This is a genomic window from Haloarchaeobius iranensis, from assembly GCF_900103505.1.
Taxonomy (GTDB): Archaea; Halobacteriota; Halobacteria; order Halobacteriales; family Natrialbaceae; genus Haloarchaeobius; species Haloarchaeobius iranensis.
The window spans coordinates 34,598-54,808 of sequence record NZ_FNIA01000021.1 but is presented as its reverse complement, the minus strand read 5'-3'; the positions used below and the strand labels follow the sequence as shown (position 1 = coordinate 54,808).

At 65.9% G+C, this 20,211-nt stretch carries 18 protein-coding genes and 4 pseudogenes; 4 read left to right on the top strand and 18 right to left on the bottom strand.

Annotated features, from left to right (window positions below; translation table 11 throughout):
* From BLT27_RS19300 to cobN, 10 genes and pseudogenes are all read right to left on the bottom strand, one after another.
* Nucleotides 1-107, bottom strand: a pseudogene (locus tag BLT27_RS19300) (IS5/IS1182 family transposase); the annotation flags it as partial.
* A gap of 73 nt (nucleotides 108-180) precedes the next feature.
* Nucleotides 181-414: pseudogene (locus BLT27_RS20530) on the bottom strand (twitching motility protein PilT); the annotation flags it as partial.
* Nucleotides 411-778 (bottom strand): annotated as a pseudogene (locus BLT27_RS15340) (UPF0175 family protein). The pseudogenes BLT27_RS20530 and BLT27_RS15340, both read right to left, overlap by 4 nt.
* Before the next feature lie 282 nt (nucleotides 779-1,060).
* Nucleotides 1,061-1,285: pseudogene (locus BLT27_RS20245) on the bottom strand (transposase); the annotation flags it as partial.
* Nucleotides 1,286-1,457: 172 nt separating this feature from the next.
* The gene (locus BLT27_RS15330) at nucleotides 1,458-2,750 is read right to left on the bottom strand and encodes a cobyrinic acid a,c-diamide synthase (protein ID WP_089735454.1); all 1,293 of its coding nucleotides are present in this window, start codon (nucleotides 2,748-2,750) and stop codon (nucleotides 1,458-1,460) included.
* A 382-nt stretch (nucleotides 2,751-3,132) separates the two neighbouring features.
* On the bottom strand, nucleotides 3,133-3,921 hold the full coding sequence (locus BLT27_RS15325; protein WP_089735439.1) for a CbiX/SirB N-terminal domain-containing protein: 789 nt from the start codon (nucleotides 3,919-3,921) through the stop codon (nucleotides 3,133-3,135).
* A 203-nt stretch (nucleotides 3,922-4,124) separates the two neighbouring features.
* Complete coding sequence (locus BLT27_RS15320) at nucleotides 4,125-4,889, bottom strand: cobalt-precorrin-7 (C(5))-methyltransferase (RefSeq protein WP_089735437.1); 765 nt, start codon at nucleotides 4,887-4,889, stop codon at nucleotides 4,125-4,127.
* On the bottom strand, nucleotides 4,886-5,617 hold the full coding sequence (locus tag BLT27_RS15315) for a precorrin-8X methylmutase (RefSeq protein ID WP_390255083.1): 732 nt from the start codon (nucleotides 5,615-5,617) through the stop codon (nucleotides 4,886-4,888). Before BLT27_RS15315 ends, BLT27_RS15320 begins: the two co-directional genes overlap by 4 nt.
* On the bottom strand, nucleotides 5,607-6,002 hold the full coding sequence (locus BLT27_RS15310) for a glutamyl-tRNA reductase (RefSeq protein ID WP_089735435.1): 396 nt from the start codon (nucleotides 6,000-6,002) through the stop codon (nucleotides 5,607-5,609). Before BLT27_RS15310 ends, BLT27_RS15315 begins: the two co-directional genes overlap by 11 nt.
* Nucleotides 5,992-9,873: a cobaltochelatase subunit CobN gene (gene cobN / locus BLT27_RS15305; protein WP_089735433.1), complete on the bottom strand. Its 3,882-nt coding sequence runs from the start codon at nucleotides 9,871-9,873 to the stop codon at nucleotides 5,992-5,994. Before cobN ends, BLT27_RS15310 begins: the two co-directional genes overlap by 11 nt.
* 34 nt (nucleotides 9,874-9,907) lie before the next feature.
* Here cobN and BLT27_RS15300 point away from each other — a divergent pair, with 34 nt between their 5' ends.
* Genes BLT27_RS15300 through BLT27_RS15285 form a run of 4 tightly spaced genes read left to right on the top strand, consistent with a single transcriptional unit; the run spans nucleotide 9,908 to nucleotide 13,413 of the window.
* Nucleotides 9,908-12,046, top strand: a complete 2,139-nt coding sequence (locus BLT27_RS15300) for an ATP-binding protein (RefSeq protein WP_089735431.1) — start codon at nucleotides 9,908-9,910, stop codon at nucleotides 12,044-12,046.
* 58 nt (nucleotides 12,047-12,104) lie between these two features.
* Nucleotides 12,105-12,293 (top strand): CbtB domain-containing protein, encoded by a 189-nt coding sequence (locus BLT27_RS15295; RefSeq protein ID WP_089735429.1) that lies wholly within the window; start codon nucleotides 12,105-12,107, stop codon nucleotides 12,291-12,293.
* 2 nt (nucleotides 12,294-12,295) lie between these two features.
* The gene (locus BLT27_RS15290) at nucleotides 12,296-13,084 is read left to right on the top strand and encodes a CbtA family protein (RefSeq protein ID WP_089735427.1); all 789 of its coding nucleotides are present in this window, start codon (nucleotides 12,296-12,298) and stop codon (nucleotides 13,082-13,084) included.
* On the top strand, nucleotides 13,084-13,413 hold the full coding sequence (locus BLT27_RS15285; protein ID WP_089735426.1) for a (2Fe-2S) ferredoxin domain-containing protein: 330 nt from the start codon (nucleotides 13,084-13,086) through the stop codon (nucleotides 13,411-13,413). Before BLT27_RS15290 ends, BLT27_RS15285 begins: the two co-directional genes overlap by 1 nt.
* A gap of 47 nt (nucleotides 13,414-13,460) precedes the next feature.
* Here the strand turns inward: BLT27_RS15285 and BLT27_RS15280 are convergent, their stop codons facing one another.
* Genes BLT27_RS15280 through cbiG form a run of 8 tightly spaced genes read right to left on the bottom strand, consistent with a single transcriptional unit; the run spans nucleotide 13,461 to nucleotide 20,211 of the window.
* Nucleotides 13,461-14,693, bottom strand: a complete 1,233-nt coding sequence (locus BLT27_RS15280; RefSeq protein ID WP_089735424.1) for an outer membrane protein assembly factor BamB family protein — start codon at nucleotides 14,691-14,693, stop codon at nucleotides 13,461-13,463.
* Entirely contained in the window at nucleotides 14,686-15,057 is a 372-nt protein-coding gene (locus tag BLT27_RS15275; RefSeq protein ID WP_089735422.1) for a DUF3209 family protein, read from the bottom strand. Before BLT27_RS15275 ends, BLT27_RS15280 begins: the two co-directional genes overlap by 8 nt.
* Nucleotides 15,058-15,065: 8 nt before the next feature.
* The gene (locus BLT27_RS15270; RefSeq protein WP_089735420.1) at nucleotides 15,066-16,292 is read right to left on the bottom strand and encodes a CbiX/SirB N-terminal domain-containing protein; all 1,227 of its coding nucleotides are present in this window, start codon (nucleotides 16,290-16,292) and stop codon (nucleotides 15,066-15,068) included.
* Nucleotides 16,289-17,005 carry a cobalamin biosynthesis protein gene (locus tag BLT27_RS15265; protein ID WP_089735418.1) on the bottom strand — a complete coding sequence of 239 codons (717 nt, stop codon included), beginning with the start codon at nucleotides 17,003-17,005 and terminating at the stop codon, nucleotides 16,289-16,291. Before BLT27_RS15265 ends, BLT27_RS15270 begins: the two co-directional genes overlap by 4 nt.
* A complete protein-coding gene (locus tag BLT27_RS15260) occupies nucleotides 16,998-17,261 on the bottom strand; it encodes a ferredoxin (RefSeq protein ID WP_089735416.1) in 264 nt (87 codons plus the stop codon). The genes BLT27_RS15265 and BLT27_RS15260 overlap by 8 nt, the downstream gene beginning before the upstream one ends.
* Nucleotides 17,251-18,327, bottom strand: coding sequence for a precorrin-3B C(17)-methyltransferase (gene cobJ / locus BLT27_RS15255; protein ID WP_089735414.1), 1,077 nt, complete (start codon nucleotides 18,325-18,327; stop codon nucleotides 17,251-17,253). Before cobJ ends, BLT27_RS15260 begins: the two co-directional genes overlap by 11 nt.
* A 2-nt stretch (nucleotides 18,328-18,329) precedes the next feature.
* Entirely contained in the window at nucleotides 18,330-19,229 is a 900-nt protein-coding gene (locus tag BLT27_RS15250) for a precorrin-3B C(17)-methyltransferase (protein WP_089735412.1), read from the bottom strand.
* A gap of 1 nt (nucleotide 19,230) precedes the next feature.
* Nucleotides 19,231-20,211 (bottom strand): cobalt-precorrin 5A hydrolase, encoded by a 981-nt coding sequence (gene cbiG, locus BLT27_RS15245; RefSeq protein ID WP_089735410.1) that lies wholly within the window; start codon nucleotides 20,209-20,211, stop codon nucleotides 19,231-19,233.

The window sequence follows — 20,211 nt, the reverse complement described above, 5'->3', positions numbered from 1 at the left end:
GCAACCCCGTTGCCGGCTGGATGGCTGATCTGCATTAGCGCAGCATCAGTAAGTTTTCGTGCTATCGAGACAGCTTGTTTAACGAAGCGGAAGAGGACCTTTTGCACAACTGTACTCTCCCGCTTCACTTCCAACGTTCTGACGGCTCGTCCCTACGCCGTCCGTGGATTCAATAGAGCCGTTTGCGACAGTATCCGAAATCGTCGCGACTGGGATTTCGTCATCAAGCGTATCGAGTGCTTCCTGGAGATATGGATGATTATCGATGCCGTGTTCGGGCTCCTCGCGCACGACTGGTACCGTACAGATTCCAGAGAGGCCAGCAACTACCCACAGCTGATCGATGTACGCAAAATTCGAGAGGACAGTCGTGTTCAAGACGCTCGGATTCGCTGGACTATCACCACCGGTCATTTCGCAGACGATCTCTCGTTGCCCGAGTCCTCATCATCGAATTCGAGTTCGCTTGCTGCCTCCACCTCGTACGCTGCGTCGTCTTCGTCAACAACTCCGAGGCGGAGCTCAACACCGTGCTCACGGAGGATGTCACGCATCGTCCACCGATCGACATCAGCAAGTCTCGCGGCATCACCGAGCGTGATACGCTCGCGTTCGTAGAGGGCGACGGCAGCTGCAATACGTTCGTTCTCGTGGTCTTCGAAGTATTCACGCACGAATTCTCGCAACGCATCGCTCTTGCCCCAAACACACCAGCCTCGACAGTCCCCTCGATGATGAGGTCAAGGTCATCTGGATAGGAGCCGGTAATTCGTGTCATCGTTCTATCCGAGACTACGCTTTCATACTATCTATGAACTGCGCCAGAATACCGTATGCATTGAGAAGGCCGGGCTCAACTTCTGATTGAGTCGGGGAGTTGAGGCTACAACAGGTTTAGCGGGGCTGTGATGCGTAGTATCCGACGTTTCAGTGGACAGGACTGATTCAGATTGCTCTCCAAACGGGAATTCGTGGTGTACACCTACTGATATCGCCAACGTTCGGCAACTTCCAGCGGCGCTGTCACTTCGACGCCGTGCTACCCAGACCGAGCGCTTCACTACCCGGTCCCCTCCTTCAAGAGCGCCAGCGTGTTATCGGCCGTCAGGACCGGCGCGTGCCCGCTCTCGCCGGTCAATTCGACCTGTACCAGCAGAACGACCGCTCGCCAAATCGAACTCAGAGGACACGCAAACGCAACCTGGAAGAACCGAAGCTGGACTTCCTTCGACGTCGCCTGCATGAGCTGCGTTATCCACCTGCGACCACTCTCGATTCCCCACCTGTCGCTACGCGCAATGAGGTGGGCCGCTCACGTGGAATAACTCGTCGACACAGCCCGGAAACGGCGTCCGCTTGGGCACACAACTCGTCGTTCCTGCGCCGCGCCCCGTTCGTGTAACCAGTGTTCCTCCCTTCCGCGTTCGATGCCCCGGCTGGAAGGGGTGGTTCTCATTTCACATCGCCTCGAGAAACGCGTCGAAGGCCCCACTGGCAGGGTGGACGTGGCAGTACGTTCCGAGCGTCGTGTACTCGTAGAGACCGTCCCGCTCGTCTTCGATACCGGCACCCCGTATGACATCGAACGCGAATCGACCGTCACTGTCGACATCAGCACTGGAATAGTGGAACTCGTGGCCCCGCAGGGACTGTCCGCAGCCGGCGGTAAGTGTCCCTTCCCGGGCGCGCAGTTCGACGTGATCGAGCGCCTGATACCGGTCGTGCATCTGCACGTCCGCAGGGAGGACTCCCGCCATTCGGTGGGTGTCGCCGTCGGTGGTGGTCAGCGTCTCGGCGAGCGCCATCAGCCCGCCGCACTCACCGACGATTGGACGCCCGTCAGCCGCTGCGTTGCGGAGTTGTCGTATCGCAGGACTGTCCTCCAGTGTGGAAGCGTGTAGTTCGGGATACCCTCCGGGGAGATAGACCCCGTCACAGTCGGGAAGTTCGTCTCCCGCGGTCGGCGCGAACGTGACCACGTCCGCCCGCTCGCGGAGGCGTTCGATAGTCGCGGGATAGTAGAAGCGGAACGCATCGTCACGGGCGACCGCAACTCGCTTGTCCACCGCCGGCCGGACCGGTTCCCGGTCTGGATTCGGCGGTGTTCGCGCGACGTCGAGCAGTCGTTCAGTCCGGATGTGTTCGGCGGCATCGTCGAGGACCTCGGGGGCGAGTGGAGATTCGTCACCCATGTGCAGTCCGAGGTGACGGTCGGGGATCTCGAACCCCTCGCGAGGGGGGATTCGACCCAAGTACGTCAACTCGTCCGGCAGTGCATCGCGGATTCCTCGTTCGTGGCGGCCCCCGTGAGCGCGTTGTGCAACGACTCCCGCGACGTCGACGTCGGTCTGTTCGTCGTATCGCTGAAAGCCGAGCGCTGTCGCGGCGACGCTCTCCATCCCGGCTTTCGCATCGACGACGAGAACGACGGGAAGACCGAGTGACTCGGCGACCATGGCGGTACTGGAGGCGTCGCCGTCGTACAACCCCATCACGCCCTCGACGACACAGATGTCGCCGTCGCCTCGATGGTAGTTCCGTCGAAGGCCGTCTTCGCCCTGGAGCCAACGGTCGAGCGTTCGCGACGGCCGGCCCGCCACGCGCTCGTGATGACTGGGGTCGATGAAATCAGGGCCCGCCTTTGCGGGTTGGACCGTGTACCCGCGCTCCTGGAGCGCTCGAATGATGGCGAGTGTGGTCACTGTCTTCCCGATGCCGGAACGGGTGCCACCGATGACGATACCCTTCATGCGTCTGCAGTGACCTCGTCGCGGACGAGCGGCGTCGAGCGCGTCCGACGCCGACGCGATAGAATCAGGGGCTCGAACACCGGGTCCGCCCTCGTCGCCGTTCGTGACAGCAGGGCTGGGGACCCCGGCGTCGACGGCGAGCAGGTCGACCCCGAGGAGTTCGCGAACGGCGCGGGTGATGACCGCGGGCGTCGGACGGGCGGTCGGGCTACCCGGAGCGAACGGACCCCGGTCTGGATGACCGTACTCGACGATTTCGACGGCCGTCCTGGTCGTCTGAACCATCGCGTCGGGGCCGGCCCCTGCTGTGCTGCTCTCATCGAAACGGGCCGTATCGGTGTCGCCCCCATGGAGACCGGACCTCGTCGCACTATCCGACTCGTCACCGCTGGACTCCTTCTCCGTCGGTTGCGACCGGGCGTCGCGTCCGGGTCAATTGGGCCTCGAACGAGGCTGTCGACGCACCGCCGTTGCCGGCGAGTGCGCGCTGCTTTTCTACCTCTGCCTGAACGGCGTCCGTTATCCGTGGATGTGCGCCGAGCGGGTCGGCGTACTGGATGCCACCCCGTGCGAGTTCGAGCGCGTCGGGAATCCTGCTCTCGGTCGCCTCGGTTCGTGTCAGGAAGAGCGGGACAGCCACCGACCGGCTCTTGCTAATGTTGTACCGGACACAATCGACTGTGGGATTCTGGAGGAGATAGCAGGTCAGGACCTCCCCGTAGCCCGATTGCTCCCGCAGTCGAGCTGCGTGGTAGTCGGTCGTTTGCCTGTGGTACGGTTTCGCGCTGCTCCCGAACCCGACGAGAATGAGCGCGGCGTCGTCGGATGCGGGGAGGAGGCTCGCTCCTCTCTCCGCTATCACCTCCGTGACTGCCGGGCTCTGACCGAGTGGTTCGCAGTAGTGGACGTCCCCGGGAAGATAGGAGAGCGCGGCGGGGAGACCATCGATGGTCTCGTGGCTGTGTGCGGTACACATGGGGACCGCATACACTGTATCCGCGGCGAGCCGCTCGAACTCCTCTTTGAGTTCGCGGACCGGCTCGCTCTCGTAGGTCGCTATCTCGACATCGTCGACTATGGACCGCTGGCTGAGACGGCTGGCGTGTGCTTCGAGCACTTCGGGGGCGTTTCTCGTATCACGGCCGATGAGCAGGATTGATTCGGTTGTCATGGGTCGTCCACTTGCACAATTATATTTGTGCTAGCCCAATTTGGGTTGTCTAACCGGTCGATGCGGACTGGGAAATAAGTTTTGGTGACACGGAGCTCGTCCAGCGAGAGCGTAGCGCGAGTGACACATGATGGACGGGAAGCTCGTCGATGGTGGTGACCGCGATACGAACGAAGACTCGGAGGGGACCGGATCTCTCTGAGCTAGTTGGACCGGACAGCAAGCACCGAAAGGTCGGAGAACGGTGAGGTATCACCATCCGACTCTTCCGTGAGTGCCTCGAGCCTCCCCAGCGTCGTCGTCGTCACTCCTTCGTCCTCGTGGGTCAGCCGTTCCAGGACGAGGGCCTCGAGCGAGGGGGATGCACCGGCATCGAGTAGCTCGGCGGCGACATCTTCCGGCATCCAGTCGTAGGGCCGGGGGAGCACGAGCAGGTGTCGGTCGCCGACCTCGTCGCGAAGGCGACGGAGTCCGGGTGTGATGTCCCCACTCCTGTGGAGTGTCACGAAGACCGTCTCCTCCATCGGTGTTCGTGCTCTGCTGGCGGCCACCTGCAGTGACGAGATGCCGGGGATGACCCGGACGGGCCGTTCGACAGCGGCCTGCACCTTGCCGACGAACTGGTAGCCCGAGTGGTTTGGATCACCCATCAAGACGGCCGTTCCGGTCTCCCCGTCGGCGACGCGGTCAGCGAACGTCGCGAGCGTCTCTGCCTCGTCGCGATACCCGCACGTAAGGGCGTCGGCGCTCGTCTTCCCGCGGACGAACTCGACGACGGTTTCGAAGCCCACGACGACATCGGCAGCGCGTATCGCGCGCTCGGCGCGAGGGGTCAGATACTCCAGGTTCCCCGGACCGATACCGACTGCATACACTGGATTCTCCACAGTTGCGGACTCGGATTCAGGGGCCGACGCCGCCAGTGCCGCTGGGTCCGGGCCGGAGTCGAGGTCGTAGGTGTCGCTCACGGGAGCTCGACCTCTCCACTACGGACGTCGCTCGCCACGTGGACGAGTTCGTTCGTCAGGCCGGCTGCCAACCCGCTGCCGCCGCGACGGCCGACGTTCGTGATCGCGGGGACGTCGTGGGAGTCCGTGACTCTCCGCAGGCGCTTCCGGCTCTCCGCGGCTTTGACGAAGCCGACCGGGGTGGCAACCACGACGGCCGGACGCGTGCCGCCTTCGATACAGTCTGCGAGGGCGAGTGCCGCAGTGGGGGCGTTCCCGATAACGGCGATGGCACCGTCGTAAACCCCCTGTCTGTCGAGTTCGAGCACCGACGCAGCCGTCCGCGTCATGCCGGTCCGCGCCGCGAGGTCGGCACCGTTCCCGATGGCCTTCTGAACAGGGCAGTCGTGGCCCCGACCGGTGATACCGGCCTCGACCATCGTGATGTCGGTCACGATCGGTCGCTCGTCGAGGACCGCCCGCGTGCCAGCGACGACCGGTTCGTCCTCGGTGGCACCGGTGAACCGCACGAGGTGCTGGAACTCGGGATCGCCGGTGGCGTGGACACTCTTCTGCCGGATGCGGTCGGCCAACGTCTCGTCGGGGACGAGTTCGCGAACGCGGTCCATGCTCGTCTCGGCGATCTCCATCGCGTTCTCCGTCGTCGCACCGAGGTCGGCGTACTGCTCGAAGTCACCGGCGTTCCCGACCTCGCTGTCGTCGTCTGGGCGAATGTCGTCAGCTGTCAACGCCCGTCACCTCCTCTCGATGCGACCTACGCCCGTCCATTCCGTCGTCGTCCGCCTCCACGACTTCGATATCGAACAGCCGAACGACGGTGTCGAGAGCGGGCTCGTCGCCTCCTCTCCGGATAGACGATAGCGGTGCTGCCAGGAGCCGCTCGACGATGGCGTCGGCCATCCCCTCGATGACATCGCGCTGAGCATCGTTGCGCTCACCGCCTGGGTCGAGTTTGCCCAGCGCTTCCTCGACTTCCGCTCGCTTGCTGCGCTCCGCGTCTTCGTATATCGCCGTGGCGACGGCCTCGGCGTGCCGGCACTCGGACTGTTCGAGCAGCGGGCCAGCGCCGGTACCGACGCTCCGAGCGATTTCCTCGACGGCCTCAGTCGTCATCGCTGGACACCCCCGATGCGTTCGAGCTTCCGGCACGCGCTTCGATGTCACCGTCGACCCGCAGATTGATGTCACGGAGCCGGTCGGCGGTCTCTTCGTCGGCGTCCCAGAGTCCACGGTCGATCGCCTCGAGTAGCGTGTCACTGATGCTCTCCAGAGCCCACGGGTTCACGTCGCGCATCCACTCCTGTCGGTCCTCGTCGAACGCGTACTTCTCTGCGACGTCGGTCCAGAGCGTGTCACTGACGACGCCCGTGGTCGCGTCCCAGCCGAGAACGACGTCTACGGTACTGGACAGGTCGCCGGCGCCCTTGTAGTCGTGTTCCGCCATGCTGTCGAGCCAGTCGGGATTGAGGACGCGGGCGCGCATGGCCTTGCGGACCTTCTCCTCGTTGGTGTAGACCGAGACGTTGTCGGGGTCGCTGGAGTCGCCGACGTAGGAGGCCGGCTCCGCGCCGGCTATCTCCGAAACCGCGGTGATGAACCCGCCGTGGAACGCGTACCAGTCGGAGCTGTCGAACTCGTCCTGTTCGGCGGTGTCCTCTATCTTGACCGTGGCGTCGACGCTTCCGAGGCGTCGCTCGAAGGCCTCGTGCGCCTCCGTGACGCGGCCCCGCTTCCCGAGGGCGTATCCGCCCCACTGGACGTACACGTCGGCGAGGTCGGACCGGTCGTCCCAGTTCCCCTCGTCGACTGCTTTGTTCGTACCCGCACCGTACCCACCGGGTCGGGTCGTGAATACCCGATGTTTGGCGGCCTGTTCGGGCTCTTCGACACCCTGGTCGTCGAGCCGCTCGGCTTCCTCCTCGACGTGTTTTTTGACGTAGTTCATCTCGTGTGGTTCGTCGAGGTCGACGACCGCGTCGACGGCGTCGTGAACGACACCTGCGGCCTGCGGGAAGGCGTCGCGGAACAGCCCCGAAACCCGAGTGGTGACGTCGATTCTGGGGCGGCCCAGCTCGTCCAGGGGAACTGGAGTGACGCCGTCGATACGGCCGGCGTCGGTCCATTCGGGTTCGACGCCCAGCAGTGCAAGGACCTGGGCGATGGTCTCGCCCCGGGTTCGAACGGTCGGGGTCCCCCATGCGACGACGCCGATCTCCTCGGGATACGCGCCTTCGGCCTCGTGGTGGCGCGCTGCGATTCCGTCCGCGACCTCCTTCCCGACGCGCCACGCACTCTTCGCGGGGACCTTCCGCGGGTCCAGCGTGTAGAAGTTCCGTGCTGTCGGCAGCAGGTCGACCCCGCCCCGCGTCGGCGCACCGCTTCCGCCGGGCGGGACGTACTCACCGGCCAGGGCGTCTGCCGTTCTCGGAATCTCGTCCGCCGCACCCCGGACACGGGGAGCGACCTCTCGACAGATGAACGCCAGCGCGTCCCGGAGGTCGTCGTGTGCGCCGGAACTCGCACGTGCGTCCCCGAGCGGGTCGATGTCCACCACGAGGAGGTTCATGTTGACCTCGTCATCCGGCCCCGCTTCTCCCTCCGAAGCCGGGATGTCGAAGTCGTGGTCGGCCAGCGTCTCCACGAGGTCGATACTCGTCTCGTACACTTCGTCGGCAGCCTCCGAGAGTGTCATGCCCAGTTCGTCGTCGTACACCCCCGGTTCGTCGAGCATCCGCTGGTAGTCGACGCCGAGCACGCCGGCCACGCTCTCCCGGAGACTTGGCCCGCCAGGGTTCTCCAGGCGCGTGAGCGCGACGAGGTACTCGACGAGACGGTCCGCCTCCGGTGGCTCGCTCATCGTGTGCAGCCCCATCCGAATCTGCGTCGTCTTCACGTCGGTGAGGTACCCGTGGATGCGTTCGACGAGCTCGTCGACGTCGACCGCGTCACCGTCGACGCTCCCCTCCGCGAGCGTCGTCCCGGCCTCTGCTGGACCGCGGACGTCGACACGCTCGTCGATATCGCCTGCGATACCGAGTTCGACCGCGAGGTCGAGCTCGTCGACCCTCTCCCGGAGGAGCCGTTCGAGGTGGTCGCCGTCGTCGGCGCGTGCGTCCTCCATCCCGGCTTCGCGATACTGGTCCGCGAGCTCCTCGAGTTCGGCCAGCTCGTCGTAGGTCCCGGCGTTGCGCATCACTGGCGTCAGGTAGTCGACGATGGCCGCGTACGAGCGCCGTTTCGCCTGGGTCCCCTCGCCCGGATTGTTGATGATGTACGGGTAGACGTTCGGGATGTCGTCGACGAGCTGGTCCGGGGCGCTCTCGCCGTTCAGCCCGACCGTCTTGCCGGGGAGCCACTCCAGACTCCCGTGCGTGCCGAGGTGGACGACGGCGTCGGCCTCGAACGTGTTCCGGAGCCAGCCGTAGAACGCCACGTAGTCGTGCGGGGGCTGGAGGTCGGAGTCGTGGTACACCTTGGTCGGGTCCATCCCGAACCCACGCGGTGGTTGGACGGTGACGAGGACGTTCCCGAACTCGACACCGGGGATCGCGAACGGACGGTCGGGCACTTCGCCCCACTCGTCCACGACGTTCGACTGGAAGCGTTCGTCCGTGGCCGCGAACCACTCGCGGTACTGGTCGGTTGGGACGACGTCGACGCTCAGGTCGCGCACGTCCGCCGGGGCGACCCACCGGTCGTCGAGGGTCAGCTGTGCGGTCAACTGATCTATCAGGGCCTGACCGTCCGTCGGTGTCCGTCCGCCGAGGTCGTAGCCCCTATCGCGAAGTTCCCGGAGCAGGTTGACGGTACTCTCGGGGCTATCGAGCCCGAAGGCAGTGCCGATGCCATCGTTGCTCGGTGGGTAGTTGTGCAGGACGACGGCGACGTGCTTGTCCTCGTTCGAGGTATGCCGGAGCGTCGCCCAGTTGACCGCGAGCCGAGCGGCGTGGTCCACCCGGTCGTCGATGGGGAAGTGCTGTTTCGGTGCGCTGCCGATACCCGCCTCGTCGTCGGTCCGTTCCTTGCCGCTGATCGGATGCGTGATGACGTTGCCGTCGAACTCCGGGAGAGCGACCGACAGCGCGAGTTCGAACCCCATGACGCCCGTGTCGCTCTTCTCGTACCGCGAGCGAGACCGCATCGTCGTCACGGTCTGGATGACGGGCACGCCCAGCCGGTCGAGGAAGACGTCCGCCGCACCGTCACCCTCGTCGTCGGCCGCCCGGCCTCGTTCGTCCATCGACAGCGAGAACATGAACGACGAGAGCACGGCGTCGACGATTGGCTCCCCATCGTCCAGGAGCCACGCGTCCGTCACGCGCTCTGCGTCCCACTGTTCGTCGCTGTCGGTGGCGGGATTACAGAAGACCGGGAGTGCATCCACACCGCGGGCCTCGACGGCGCGTATCTGGCCGTCGACGTACCGCGTGTTCTCGTGGGTCCAATGGGATTCGTAGAACCAGATGGCGACGGTCGGGGTGTCCGGGTCCAGGGTCCCGACCAGTTCCTCGTACGATGCCCCCGGACGGTCCGGATGGTAGACACCCTCCGTCGGAAGCGTCACCGGTTCGTCGTACTCGCGCTCTACGGTCCCGTACTCGTCGACGAGGAATCGGACGCAGTTCGCGACGTTGCTCGTCCCACCTCTCTCCAGATATTCGTAGACTCGGTCGCGGTCCGTCGCAGTGACGGACGTGTCCTCGAGTGCGTAGGCGTCACCGGTCGATTTGACGACCAGCGGGACGCCGGCCGCCGCCAGACGACTGACCGCGTGGTCGTACCCTGGCATGCTCTCCTCGGCGCCGTGCAGCCAGAAGATTGCCGCCGCCGCATCTTCGAGCTCGTCGAGGAACGCGTCGACGTCGGTCTGGTCGTCGAAGTCGCTCTCCGAGCGAACGACGAGGTCGATGTCGGTTCGCGCCGCCGCCTGCTGGACAGCACCCAGTTCGTTCTCGGTCGCGGTGTATAGGCCGATTTTTGGCATAACGTTGTTAAACCTCCATTTCACTAATTCAAGTATGGTTGATTACGGCGGAGGCAAAAAAGCTTCGCACGGTCGGGGGGCGTCCCTGTCCTTCTCAGAGATCGTCGGTCAGGCGGAGCTCAAGAGCGCTCTCCTGGCAATCGCGGCGAACGACGACCTGGATGGCCTCCTCGTACAGGGCGAGAAGGGAACGGCGAAGTCCACGGCGGTGCGGGCGCTAACTGACCTCCTTCCCACACAGGATGTCATCGAGGACTGCCCGTACGGCTGCCCGCCGTCCGCGCCGGCATATCAGTGCGAGGACTGCCGTGGGCGGACCGACCCGCCGACGACCGAACGGTCGGTTCCGCTCGTGACGCTCCCGCTGGGGGCGACACGCGAGCGGGTCGTCGGAACACTCTCCGTGGCGGACGCACTCGGCGGCGAATACGAGTTCGACCCCGGACTGCTCGCGCGCGCGAACCGGGGCATCCTCTACGTCGACGAGGTGAATCTCCTCGACGACCATCTCGTCGACGTGTTGCTCGATGCGGCGGCGAACGGGGTCAACAGGATCGAACGTGACGGTATGAGCGTCACCCACCCAGCTCGGTTCACGCTCGTGGGAACGATGAATCCGGAGGAGGGAGACCTCAGACCGCAGCTCCGCGACCGTTTCGCACTTCAGGCGACGGTCACCGCCTGCGAAGACGTTGACAAACGAGTCGGTATCATCGACCGGGCGCTCGGACGAGGAGATGGAGACGCTGCGAGCCGTTCGACCAACGAGCGTGTCGAGAACGGGGAGTATCGGGACCAGCTCTTGCAGGCCCGCGGACGGCTCTCCGATGTCGAGCTTTCGACCCAGTTCGCCCGGGATATCGCGGAGCTGTGTCGTGACTCCGGTGTCGACGGGCACCGCGGAGACATCGCGACAGCCCGCGCAGCCAGGACGTTCGCCGCTCTCGACGGGCGCACGAAGGTCATCGAAGCCGACGTGCAGCGGGCGGCAGCACTCGCGCTCCCTCACCGCCTCCGGTCGCGGCCGTTCGAAGAGACGCCCGACCCGGGTGAGCTCATCGAGGACCACTTCGATGGTGAGGATACCGACAGCGAGGAGGAGGACAGAACGGACCACCACGACGAGGAGCCCTCCGACGCGGACGAGGAGCGTTCTGAGGGAGCGGACGACACAGGTGACGCCGAGGGGACGGACGCGCCGGACTCGCCCGACCCCGGAGCGCCCGAAGAGAACGGCAACCGCGACGGGACCGAGTCCGGCACGTCGTTCCCGGAACGGAGCGACGAGGGCGGGGCCGGCGACGTCGAACCGACGGCGACCGACGAGAGGAGGGCGGACGAGACCGGCGACACGACGGAGGGGACACCGATCGTCCCTGGCGAGTCGTGTGCCGACATCGGGGCCGGCCGCGCTCCCGAACTGACCGCGCCCGAAGCCGTCGAGAACGGGAGAGCAGGTAGCGGGTCTCGGTCGCGGACGCAGCCACACGTGGACACCGAGGGAGCACGGGTACGGAGTCAGCAGGCGGATTCGACCCGTCGAATCGACGTCGCGGCGTCGGTTCGGGCGGCCTCCGCCCGCGGCGCTTCGTCCGTCGAGTCGCGCGACCTCCGTCAATCTGTCCGCCAGAGCGAGTCCGCCGCGCTGGTGGTGTTCGTCGTGGACGCGAGTGCGTCGATGTCACCGGCGATGCGTGCGGCGAAGGGCACAGTCCTCGAACTTCTGAAGGACGCCTACCAAAAGCGCGACGAAGTCGCGTTCGTCGCATTCGCCGGCGAGGAAGCTGACGTGCTCCTCCCGCCGACAGACAGCGTCACCCTCGCCGCTCGGCATCTCAAGGACCTGCCGACCGGCGACCGGACGCCACTTCCGTCAGGTCTCCGCACGGCTGGCGACGTACTCGACCGGGCCGACCCAAGTGCAAGCGTCGTTGTGTTGGTCACTGATGGGCGGGCGAACGTTGCTGTCGAGAGTCCCGTCCGCGAGACCCGTGAGGCCGCGAGGAGGTTGAGCGAACTCGACCCCCACGTGGTCGTCGTCGACGCGAGTGACGGTGACCGGTCCGGTGTGACGGGGCTGGTCGTCGACGAGACGGACGGCGAGTCTGTCCCACTCTCCGCACTGTCAGCCGAACGGATCGAGGCCGCCGTCGCTGCCGCGCAGGAACGGTAGGTTCCGTTCGTCCGGAAGTTTTACAAACTGGTTTGTTCTTGTTCAACTGTAGTTTAGAATGGCGACTGCCAACAACACCGTTCACGATAGAGTCGAACAGGCACGCGTGGAACTAACGCCGACGCAACTGGCCGTCGGACTCGCTCTCGTCGCGGCACTCGGGTTCGCCCTCCTGTTCGTTCAGGAGCCGATGGTGCACGACTCGATGCACAACTTCCGGCACGCGGCGGGAATTACCTGCCACTGACTATGCTCGCTGCCTACCTGAAGCGGGGGGTGAAAGCAGGGGTGGTCGCCGGGCTGGTGTTCGGTCTCCTCGTGGCACTCGTCGCAAATCCGCTCGTCGCGTTCGCCGATGAACTCGGCCACGGGGATGGCCACGCTGTCGGTGACCAACACGCAGCCGAGGAACACCACGAGGGAAGCGGTGGAGAACAGCACGATAGCGCCGTCTCGATGACGGTCACGAACGGCGTGAGTATCGTCTCCGGGGTTCTCTGGGGTGTTCTCCTGGGCGGAGCCGTGTTCGGCATCGCCTACTACTTCCTCGAACCCGCAATCCCGGGAACCGGCGGGACGAAGAGCTATCTCCTGGCCGTCGCCGGTTTCGTCACCGTCTCCGGGGCACCGTGGCTCGTGCTCCCGCCACAGCCGCCGGGGGTCGAACAATCGCTCCCGACGGACCTGCGCATGGGACTCTACGGGGGGATGATGGTGGTCGGTGCGCTCGTCTGTTCGCTCGCCGGGTTCGTCCATGGTCGGCTCCGGGACACCCACGGACGGACGACCGCCGCCATCGTCGCGATGCTCCCGTTCTGTCTGCTCGCGATTCCGGCCGTCCTCTCGCCGGCGAACGCGGTGGAGAGCTCCCTCCCATCGGAACTGGCGTCCGGGCTGACGGGCATGATAGTGTTCGGTCAGGCGGTGCTCTGGCTGCTTCTCGCAGGCACACACGCCCGACTTCGCCGCCGTTCGGTGGACACGAGATCACCTGAGGGCGCAACCGCCCCTGCCGACAGAGCCCCCACTGCAGACTGATGAAATCGCGCACAGAGGACGTCCTCGAGAACGGGTTCTCCGACCACGTATTGGTCTGTACGAACGACAGAGACTCGGAGTACGCCTGCTGTGCAGAGGCGTCGGGTGACGAGGTGTACGCGGCGGTGAAGTCGTGGCTGCGTGAGCGAGACCTCTTCTGGTCACGGGTCCACGTCGCAGAGACGAGCTGTCTCGGACTCTGTAGCGCCGAGGGCACCGCGATTGCCATCCATCCCCGCAATCGGTGGTACTCGGACGTGCTCCCGGAGGACGTGCCGGCACTGCTCGAAGACGAATTCGGTGCCGACGCGTCGCGATTAGGAGAGTAGCGCCGAAGGGACCGTGCCCGCGAGCCGGTGACCTCGGTCTCCCGAACCTACTGGCGGCTCTCAGCCGTCAATAACCGATACGTTCCCCGTTTCTCCCCCTCGTCGTGATACACCACCGGCTCCGTCACGGCGACGGCCGACTCAGCGTCCAGAGCGACCGCCGTGACGATGCCGTCGGTCTCCAGGGTCGCCTCGGGGCCAGATTCGGTCCCGAATACTCGCAGCCCGTGGGCCTCGGCATCCCGCGTCCGGAAGTGCTGGGCCCCCGGAACAGCCACGCGGTCCCCGTCGACACCGAGTTCACTCGCGAAGCCGCCGACCGAAGCCGTCCAGACACACTCGCCGTCCGGCGCATATCCGAGGGCAGTGTGCTCCCGGGGATGCAACGACGTAGTCTCGCGGCCATCCATCGGATACGTGTTCCCCGTGACGAAGACCGCACCGGTCGCCGTCGCGTGCACGTGGTTCGGATAGGCGTACACCGTTTCGTCGCCGACCACCGTTGGTGTCGCAAGGTCGACACACCACTGCTCGGCACCCCCGTCGCGGAGGCGGTAGCCGCAGTGGTCGCCGTGGCTGGCGACGACGACACCGTCCTCGACGAGCGAGACGTCACCGACCCGTCGCTGGCTGTCGGTACCAGGGTCCCACTGGTATCGCACGGCACCCGTTTCAGCATCGAGGACGACCACCCCGTGCTGGTGGCTGCCGGGACAACGGTTGTACGCGACGGCCAGGCGACGGTCTCCGACATCGAGACCGATGGGAGAGGCGTCGGTATCGTGGGTCCAGACGATGTCGCCCGCCTCGTCGAACGCGTAGACGACACTAGTGAACGAACGACACTCACCGTCGCGCTCGTAGCGACGGGCCGCGACGTACAGTCGATCCTCGTCTGCCTCGATATCTGCGACGAAGGGGAGGAAGAACCGGGACGGTCTCTGTGGAGCCCCGAGGTCGGTCGCTGTGGCGTACTGCCACCGGGGGTCGCCGGTCTGCTGGTCGTAGACCCGGATCCTCCCCGCCGAGCTGCGCTCGCCGACCGCGACTCCGTCGCCGAACGGCTCCGCTGCGACGACGGCCGTCTTCTCAGTTTCCGCTTCCCCGCGCCACCGTTCGTCGAGGGTCGCACGGTCGTGAGCGACCACGTCCCCGGTGGCCGTTCCAGTGACCACTAGCTCCTCGAACAACGCGACTGCCGACCGTTTACCCGCGTGCCGAGACCGAGCGGGCGGCACGTCGCCGAGTCCGGTAGCTCGCTGTTGCAGGGCGTCACTCATCGACGGGGAAGGTCTCGTGGAGGACGTCGTGTGCGTCACCCAACCCGCCGAGGACGCTCTCGCCTTGGTCGGTCAGTCGATGGACGGCGCGCTCCGCATCGCGGACAGCCACCAGTCGGCCACGCATGTAGTCGTACTCCGGGTCGTCTGCGTCGGTGGCGGCGATCTCCTCCTCGAGGTCGACGAGGGCCGCGTCGAGGTGGCGCTCGATCTCCGAAAGGCTCTCGGCGTCTGCCAGTGCCTCGATCGGTCCGTCCAGTTGCCCCTCCAGTTCTGTCTCTGCGTGTTCACGCGCGCTCCGGTCTTCGGTCCCGAGCACGTTCATCAGTCCGAGTCGTAGGGCTTCGATTTCGTAGCAGCTCATGTTCGTGGTTACAGTGTTTGGTCGACGAGATTCGAGACGATACGGTCCCGGTCGAGGTGGGACGAGACGATTCGCTCCGCGTCGGCTCGGTCGACATCCCCGTACCAGACACCGTCGGGATAGACGGCGACCATGGGGCCGTCGCCACAGCGCCCGAGACACGACGACCGCGTGATTCGGGCGTCACAGGCGTCCGAGTCACGGGCCGCCTGTCGCAACCGTTCCAGAACGGCCGGCGAACCGTCGGCGGCACAGGTCTGATTCGTACAGACCGCCACGTGTTTCTCCGGCGCGTCGTGCGCGTGGGGCTGGGGGGAAACGTCGTCACGATCCGAGTGGGATTCCTGGTGGGTCAGCGCCCGGAGCATCGCTCTCGCGCCGCCGACGTCCTCCTCGTACCCGTCGAGTTCCACCTTGTACTTGCAGGTGTCACAGGACATGTCGACGCTGTCGGTCCGAGCTTCCTGCCAGCGGTCACCGAGTACGTCCAGGAGCCGGCTGTCGGTCCCGAGCGGGTCCCCCGCACCCGCGTCGACGTACGGATACCGGTCGTCGAACTCGGCGGCGCCGTCGCGGATACGGCCGGTGAGTACGCCGTCGCCGAGCATGTACGGGAGGACAACCACGGCGTCCGGACGGTTCTTCGCCACTGTGTGTAGCGTCTCCTCGAGCCGGGGCTCGGTGACCCCGATGAACGACGCTTCGACACGGTCGAAGGCGCGGCCCTCGTACAGTAACCGGGCGAGTTTGTGCGCGTCACTGTTCGCGTCCGGGTCGCTGGAGCCACGGGCACAGAGGACGACCGCGACGTCCGCTTCGTCACGTTCGATACCGAGCTCCGCTTCCACAGCCGCGGCCCGTTCGTCGAGGAGGTCTACGAGTGCCGGATGGACCCCGAGATGTGCGCCGTTGTGGATGGTGACCTCCTGGTGTTCAGCGCGGGCGTTCTGGACTGCCAGTGGCACGTCGTTCTTGACGTGACTGGCCGCAAAGAGCGATAGCTGGACGACGGTGATGCGCGAGACACTCGCGGCGAGGCCCGCGATGGCGTCGGGAATCGACGGCTTCGCGAGTTCGAGGAACCCGGCGTCCACCGGGACCCCGAGTCGTCCTTCCAGGTCGGCGGCGAGCCTGCGAACCTGTTCGTTCGACTTCTCGCGACGAGAGCCGTGACCGACCAGCAGCACCGCTTCGTCGTCGAGCCCGATGGAGGTCGCGTTCGCGTTCGTGGTCATCGGGAGAGTTCGCCCACCTCGCTACCCGTCGCACGTTCGACGCTCCGCTGGAGCTTCTGGCGCCGCTCCGCCGAGTACAGTCCCGACCCGTCGCTGCCGGCGTACACCCACCGGGCGAACGCCGCCGTGTCCGCATCGTCGCCCAGCCCGAACCAGTACCCGCCCGAGGATGTCTCGGAGAGGTCCTCGGTCGGAACGTGGGGCTCGGCGGCGTCGACGAGCGACTGAACCGTCCGAAGCAGCGCTTCGTCGTCGTGGACGAACGAGACGCCGACCGACCCCGCGGACTCGCGGAAACAGACGGTGCCACAGGCCTCGAGTAGGCCACGGACGAGCTGTGGTCGGTACTCCGAGAACGTCTCGAAGCGGTATCCGCCGGGCTGTCCGTCGATGGGAAGGCCGAGCGCCGCACTCGCGCGGTCGGCCAGCATCCCGAACACCTGTAGCTCGTACTCGTCTTCGAACCGGGCTATCGAGGCGTCGTGTGCCGACTCCCTGGCGGCGATTCGATGGTCGTGGTCCGTCCGACCGGTGCCGGCGACCGCCGCGAGCGCGTCGGCCGACGTCTCGTCTGCCGTCCGAACGGTCACGCAGTCCTGGGTCAGCTCGCCGTCACCGGCTACGCGTCCCCAGAAGTACGCCGTGGCCGGTGTCGCGGCAAGCAGATCCTCGACCGGCTCAGGTGTCGCGGACCGTCCGTTCGCATCACTCATCGTCACCCTCCACCAGTACCTCTATCGCGTCGACCGGGCAGGCACGGGCCGCCTGTTCGGCCGCCGGCAGCCGCTCGTCGGTGAACGTCACGAGCTCTTCGCCGTTCGCGTTGGGGTCTCGATGACGACCGTCGTCGCCCGCGTCGATGGTCGCCAACCCGTCCGAATCCTCGACGAAGCGGTCGTCTCGAACGAGACAGGCGAAGACGCCGTCACAGGCGCTACGGTCGAGCCGCACCTGATACTCAGTAGTCATACTTGGACTCGTAGCCCCGCGGCGTCACCATCCGGTCGTCCCAGACGTACGTCTCCTCGTTGCCGACGAGTATCGTCGTCGTCATGTCGATGAGGTCCGTCTCGCCGAGCTCCTCGAGCTCGCCGAGTTCGACGATCTCGACCGCCTCGTCGTCCCGGCCCGCCCCGTGGACGACTCCGACGGGCGTCTCCGGTTCGCGGTGCTCAAGCAGTATCTCACAGCACTTCTGGAAGTTCTCCCGGCGCTTGCGGCTCCAGGGGTTGTAGATGGCGATGGTGAAGCCCTCCTTGGCTGCCGCGTGGAGCCGGGACTCGATGGTCGGCATCGACGTCAGGTGGTCCGACAGGGAGATACTGACCGTGTCGTTCACGAGCGGCGCGCCCAACCGCGCGCCACAGGACTGGGCCGCGGGGACGCCCGGGACGACCTCGAAGTCGACCATGCTCGCGGTCGCGCCCTTCGACTCGAGTATCTCCAGTGCCAGACCGGCCAGCGCGTAGACGTTCGGATCGCCGCTTCCGATGATGGCGACGTCGTTCCCTGCGAGCGTGCGGTCGATCGCTTCCTCCGTGCGGGAAACCTCGCCACACATCGGCGTGTCGTACAGCTCCGCCGCCGACTCCCTGACCGCCTCCGGCAGGAGTTCGACGTAGGTAGTGTACCCGACGATATGCTCCGCGTCGAGCAGCGCCCCGCGGGCACGCTGGGTCATCCCCTCCGGCTGTCCGGGACCCAGGCCAACTGCGACGAGTCGGCCGGGGTCTGCCTCGAAGTCGTCGACGGTCGACCCGACCGTCTCCTCGGTCGTCGACCCCTTCGAGCTACCACAGCCGGAAGTGGACGACGACGTGGCCCCTCCACACGCCGACGTGCTCTCATCGGCGTCTGACGCCGCTCCGGTTTCGTTCGTGACGCCTCCGTCGGACTCGGACTCGTTGCTCGAAGCGCCGCATCTCGAAGCCGGTTCGGTGGCGGTCGCATCTTCAGCAGCGTCTGAAGCCTCGCTCGCGCCACAGCCGGTATCGGTGTCTGTGCTCGTCTCAGTGGTGGTGTCGTCGGTGCTCATTGTCAGAAGTCGTCGATGTCACGCCCGCCGCGCGGGGTGACGAGGTGTTTGCCGTAGTCGTTCTCCCAGACCGTCGTCTCGTGTGTGCCGACCAGAATGGACGTTCCCATCCCGCCGACCTCGTCGTCGTGCTCGTTCGCCTCGCCGAGGGTGGTGATGGTGTGTGTCTCGTCGTCCAGATTTCGACCGGCGTCGCCGCGGCCCGCGTCGTTGAAGATACCGACCGGGACATCGTCGGCTCGCTCCTCGCGGACCACGTCGATGGCGCGCTGATAGTCACGCCAGCAGTTGTAGAGGACGATGACGAACCCACTGATCGCCGCGGCTCGCAGTTTCTCTTCGATCTCGTCCCACCCGCGCCACTTGTCCGACAGCGAGACCGTACAGAAGTCGTTCGACAGCGGTGCGCCGAGGTTCGCCGCGCCCCCGAGCGCCGCTGTCACACCGGGGACCACCTCGATAGGAACGTCGTACGCCCCGTCCGACTCGGCCATCGTGTACAGGAGGTCGCTCTTGCCGTAGACGTTCGGGTCGCCGCCGGAAACGTGGGCGACATCCTCGCCCGCCCTGACGCGCCGAAACGCCTCACGGGCCAGTTCTATCTGTTTCCCCATCGTCGAGCGGACGAGTGTCTGTCGGGCCCCTCCCGGCCGTTCGAAGACCGTCCCGGACTCGTCTCCCGCCGCCGTCCCCCCGTCAGGTGCGGCTTCCACCTCGGCGTTTTCCGGGGGGAGCGTCCCGTCGCGACGGAGGAACTCCTGGTAGAGGTTCGACGCGATGACGCAATCGGCGGTGGTGATGACGTCCTTGGCCCGCTGGGTCATCGCGTGGGGCAGTCCAGGTCCGATGCCGACGACGAAGAGGGTCCCCATCGCGTCGGCGGTGGCATCTCCGCCATCCATGTTACCGCCCCACCGCGACGGTCACGGCGTCGTCGAACCGCTCTTTCTTCCGCGCGAGCTCGTGCTCGCGGCCGCCGGCGATAGCCGACGCTTCAGCGATACCTGGCCAGCCGATGAGTTCCTTCGACCGCGAGGGCGAGGGGCCCTCGAACTCGGTCAGCGTCGCCTTCTCGAAGAGCACGACGCCCGCACCGACCGCCTGGGCTGCCTCGTACAGCCCGTCTTCGCCCGCCTTTCGGGTGCCGGTCGCGACGAACTCCACGTCGGAGAACGCCAGCCCCAGGTCGTCGAGGACAGCCTCCCAGGCGTCGAGTACCTGCGCTTTGGTCACTCCCGAGACGGTGCCGGTCCCGAGGACGACGCCGTCATCGGTGTTGCGCTTGAGAACGGTCACGTCGTCGCCGACGAGGACCGCTCTGGGGCCGTCGAGACGGGCCACCGGACCGAGTTCGTCGTTCAATACGGCGAGGTTCGTCGCGACCGTCGAATCGCCGTTGACGACGTGGGTGTCCAGCGCCTTCGCCTTGCTCTCGACGCCCTGCTTGCCCGCAGCCTCGCTCGCGGTCGTCATCGCCGGGACCGCGCCCAGCCGTGAGAGGTCGTTGGCGACCTGATTCGCACCGTGGTGGCCGCCCGTGATCGGGATCGCCCACGTGAGTTCCTCGTCGACGACGACGATAGCGGGGTCGTCCCACTTGTCATCGAGGAGCGGTGCGGTCTTGCGCATCGCGATACCCGAGGCCATCAGCCCGACGAAGCAGTCGTACTCGCCCCAGTGTTCCGCGAACACGTCACCGTGGTATTCGACGATGTCCACGCGCTCGTAGCCGTCGCCGATCTCCGCCTCGATTTCGCGAGCGGTGTCGAGTTTTCGTTCGAAGCTGATGATCGCGATTTCCTCGGCCACCTCGCCGTCCGAGTCCGGTGTCGAACAGTGGCCGCCCGATTCCTCTGCCGCCGGTTCGTTCGTGTCTGTAGTCAT

Bases quoted from the DNA above. Each gene is read 5' to 3' on its own strand.
- cbiG (WP_089735410.1), bottom strand. From the start codon at position 20,211: ATGACTACAGACACGAACGAACCGGCGGCAGAGGAATCGGGCGGCCAC.
- BLT27_RS15310 (WP_089735435.1), bottom strand. From the start codon at position 6,002: ATGACGACTGAGGCCGTCGAGGAAATCGCTCGGAGCGTCGGTACCGGC.
- BLT27_RS15270 (WP_089735420.1), bottom strand. From the start codon at position 16,292: ATGACCACGAACGCGAACGCGACCTCCATCGGGCTCGACGACGAAGCG.
- cobJ (WP_089735414.1), bottom strand. From the start codon at position 18,327: ATGAGCACCGACGACACCACCACTGAGACGAGCACAGACACCGATACC.
- BLT27_RS15250 (WP_089735412.1), bottom strand. From the start codon at position 19,229: ATGGATGGCGGAGATGCCACCGCCGACGCGATGGGGACCCTCTTCGTC.
- BLT27_RS15330 (WP_089735454.1), bottom strand. From the start codon at position 2,750: ATGAAGGGTATCGTCATCGGTGGCACCCGTTCCGGCATCGGGAAGACA.
- BLT27_RS15285 (WP_089735426.1), top strand. From the start codon at position 13,084: ATGAAATCGCGCACAGAGGACGTCCTCGAGAACGGGTTCTCCGACCAC.
- BLT27_RS15300 (WP_089735431.1), top strand. From the start codon at position 9,908: ATGGTTGATTACGGCGGAGGCAAAAAAGCTTCGCACGGTCGGGGGGCG.
- BLT27_RS15265 (WP_089735418.1), bottom strand. From the start codon at position 17,005: ATGAGTGATGCGAACGGACGGTCCGCGACACCTGAGCCGGTCGAGGAT.
- BLT27_RS15260 (WP_089735416.1), bottom strand. From the start codon at position 17,261: ATGACTACTGAGTATCAGGTGCGGCTCGACCGTAGCGCCTGTGACGGC.
- BLT27_RS15275 (WP_089735422.1), bottom strand. From the start codon at position 15,057: ATGAGCTGCTACGAAATCGAAGCCCTACGACTCGGACTGATGAACGTG.
- cobN (WP_089735433.1), bottom strand. From the start codon at position 9,873: ATGCCAAAAATCGGCCTATACACCGCGACCGAGAACGAACTGGGTGCT.
- BLT27_RS15295 (WP_089735429.1), top strand. From the start codon at position 12,105: ATGGCGACTGCCAACAACACCGTTCACGATAGAGTCGAACAGGCACGC.
- BLT27_RS15290 (WP_089735427.1), top strand. From the start codon at position 12,296: ATGCTCGCTGCCTACCTGAAGCGGGGGGTGAAAGCAGGGGTGGTCGCC.
- BLT27_RS15280 (WP_089735424.1), bottom strand. From the start codon at position 14,693: ATGAGTGACGCCCTGCAACAGCGAGCTACCGGACTCGGCGACGTGCCG.
- BLT27_RS15325 (WP_089735439.1), bottom strand. From the start codon at position 3,921: ATGACAACCGAATCAATCCTGCTCATCGGCCGTGATACGAGAAACGCC.